The organism is Microbispora sp. KK1-11 (genome assembly GCF_006874435.1).
Taxonomy (GTDB): Bacteria; Actinomycetota; Actinomycetes; order Streptosporangiales; family Streptosporangiaceae; genus Microbispora; species Microbispora catharanthi.
In genome coordinates, this window is sequence record NZ_VIRJ01000077.1 from 1 (window position 1) to 3268 (window position 3268).

At 74.2% G+C, this 3268-nt stretch carries 2 protein-coding genes; both read left to right on the forward strand.

The window, feature by feature from the left end; all coding sequences use genetic code 11:
- The coding region (locus FLW16_RS42725; RefSeq protein WP_142566692.1) for an SDR family NAD(P)-dependent oxidoreductase at positions 1-2996 on the forward strand (2996 nt) is incomplete at its 5' end.
- Positions 2997-3075: 79 nt separating this feature from the next.
- Positions 3076-3268: beta-ketoacyl synthase N-terminal-like domain-containing protein (locus FLW16_RS42730; protein WP_221891601.1), on the forward strand; the 193-nt coding region annotated here is incomplete at its 3' end.

Consider the following 3268-nt stretch of genomic DNA (forward strand, 5'->3'; position numbering starts at 1 on the left):
AGACCCTCTACACCCAGCCCGCCCTGTTCGCCCTGCAAACCGCCCTCACCCACCTGCTGTCCACCTGGGGCATCACCCCCACCGCGGTGGCCGGGCACTCCATCGGCGCCATCGCCGCCGCCTGCACCGCAGGCATCCTCACCCTCCACGACGCCGCGACCCTCGTCGCCACCCGCGCCCGCCTCATGCACACCCTCCCCCCAGGCGGCGCCATGACCGCCATCAACGCGGCAGAAGCAGAGATCACGCCCGAGCTGGCCCGCTACCAGGGCAGGGCCACCATCGCCGCGATCAACACCCCCACCTCCACCGTCATCTCCGGCGACCACCACGCCGTCGCCGAACTGACCGAACACTTCCGCGCCCGCGGGCACAAGGTGCGGCCACTGACCGTCAGCCACGCCTTCCACTCCTCCCACATGGACCCCATCCTGGAGGACTTCCAGCAGGCCATCGAGCACCTGACCCACACACCCCCCACCATCGACTACATCTCCGACCTCACCGGACAACCCATCACCTCCGGAATCGACGCCGCCTACTGGGCCCGCCACCTACGCAACCCCGTCCGCTTCGCCGACACCACCCACTCCCTGCATGACAAGGGCATCACCACCTTCATCGAGATCGGCCCCGACGGCGTCCTCACCGCCCTCATCCGCCAAACGCTCGACCGGCAGGAAGACCTGGTCGCCGTCCCCGCGCTGCGCCGCGACCGGCCCGAACCCCACACCGTCGTCACCGCCGCCGCCCACGCCCACACCCACGGCACCCCCACCGACTGGACCGCCCTCCACGGCCAGGCCACCACCGTGGACCTGCCCACCTACGCCTTCCAGCGGCGCAGGCACTGGGTGAGCCCGCCGAAGCCCGGCCAGGCCGGGCCGTACGACGACGGGAAGGCGCGTTTCTGGGACATCGTCGGCCGCGGCGACCTCGACGCTCTGGTCGGCACCCTCGGTGCGGACGCCGAGCGCGTACGGCAGTCGCTCGGGGAGACCCTGCCGGTCCTGGCCTCGTGGCACGCCGCCCGGGACGCGCGGACCACGCTCGACTCCTGGCGCTACCGCGTCACCTGGCGGCCCGTGGAGGAGCCGGTGATCCGGTCCGGGGGCCGCTGGCTGCTGGTCCGTACGACGTGGGAGGCGGCCGCGGCCTGGGCGGAGGCCCTGCGGCGCGTGCTGGAGGAGCGCGGCGCCGAGGTGACGGAGGCCGTCGTCGGCGGGACGGCCGACCGGGATGCCCTGGTGGCGTCGCTCACCTCCGTACGGACCGGTGAGCGGTTCACCGGTGTCGTGTCCCTGCTCGGCCTGGACGGCACCCCGTACGAGGGCCAGGACGTCGCGCTGCTGCAGGCGCTGGACGCGGCGGGGATCGACGGCCCGCTCTGGCTCACGACGAGCGGCGCGGTCGCGGCGGCGCCGTCCGACCGGGTGCCGAATCCGGCCGGGGGCCTCGCGTGGGGCCTGGGCGGAGTGATCGCCGCCGAGAGGCCCGAGCGGTGGGCCGGGATCATGGACCTTCCGCCGCTGCACGAGTCGCTGCACGGGTCGGTGCCTGACGGGCGGAGCGCCGCGTACGCGGCGACCGCGCTGACGGGTGGGCACGGCGAGTCGGAACTCGCGGTGCGCGCCTCGGGACTTCTCGCGCGCCGGCTGGTTCCCGCACCGAGCCGGGAGGCGGCGCCCGCGGAGTGGGCGCCGGCGGGGACCGTGCTCATCACGGGCGGCACGGGCGCGCTCGGTGCTCACGTGGCCCGGCGGCTGGCCCGGCGCGGGGTCCCCCACCTGCTGCTGGTCAGCCGGCGGGGACTCGACGCCCCCGGGGCGGAAGACCTGCGCGCCGAGCTCACCGGGCTGGGCGCCCGGGTGACGGTCGCCGCGTGCGACGTCTCCGACCGGGACGCCCTCGCCGCCGTGCTCGCCGCCGTGCCGCCGGAGCATCCGCTGACCGCCGTGGTTCACACCGCCGCCGTACTGGACGACGGCCTGCTCGGATCGCTCACGCCGGAGCGGCTGGCCGCGGTGAACCGGGTGAAGGCGGGCGGCGCGCTCGCCCTGCACGAGCTGACCGTGGAGCTTCCGCTGACGGCGTTCGTGCTGTTCTCGTCGGTCACCGGGCTGATCGGCAACCCGGGCCAGGGCAACTACGCGCCGGGCAACGCCTTCCTGGACGCCCTCGCCGACCACCGCCGGTCGCTCGGCCTGCCCGCCACCTCCATCGCCTGGGGGCACTGGGACGGCGAGGGCATCGCCGGTGAGGAGGCCCGCGAGGGGCTGCGGCGAAGCGGCTTCCCGCCCATGGCCCCCGATCTCGCCGTGTCGGCGCTGGAAGAGGCGGTGGCCGGCGGACAGACGCGGCTGGTCGTCGCCCGCGCGGACTGGGCGACGGTGCTCGCCGTACGCCCTCACCCGCTGCTCGCCGAGTTGCCCGAAGCTCGCGCGGCGGCGCCCGGGGCGGCGGAGACCCACGGCGGCGAGCCGGACCTCCCCGCGCGGCTGGCGGGGCTGCCGGAGCCCGAGCGACGGCAGACGCTGCGTGTGCTGGTCCGCGCGGAGATCGCCGGCGTGCTCGGGTACGGCTCGGCGGCCGAAGTGGACGACAACCGCGGCTTCCGCGACCAGGGATTCACCTCGCTATCGGCCGTCGAACTGCGCAACCGCCTCAACCGGCTGACGGGCAAGCCGCTGCCGAGCACGCTCGTGTTCGACTATCCGACGCCCGCAGGGCTCGTGGACCACCTGCTCCACGTGCTGCTGCCCGACCCCGAGCCGCCCGTCGCCGCCGTGCTCGCGAAACTCGACGAGCTGGAGGCGCTGCTCGGCGAGGCGGTCCCTCCGTCCGACCGGGAGGCCGCGGTCGACCGGCTGCGGCGCCTGACAGAGATTCTCGGCGACGACTCGCCCGACGAGCGTCCCACGGCGACCGCCGACCTGTCCTCGGCCTCCGACGACGAGCTCATCGAGTTCATCAGCAGCGAGCTCGGCATCTCCTGACCTTTTCCCATTGCCCCACCTCGTGCCCATGGAAGGCGGACCTGTGAGCGACGACCAGATCCGGCGTCTCCTCCGACGCGTGACGGAGGAACTGCACAAGACGCGTGAAGAACTGCGGGACGTCCGGGACGAGCAACGCGAGCCCATCGCGATCGTGGGGATGGGCTGCCGCCTGCCCGGCGGGGTGACCTCCCCCGAAGACCTGTGGGACCTGGTCGCCGAGGGCCGCGACGCCGTCACCGAGTTCCCCACCGACCGCGGCTGGGACCTGG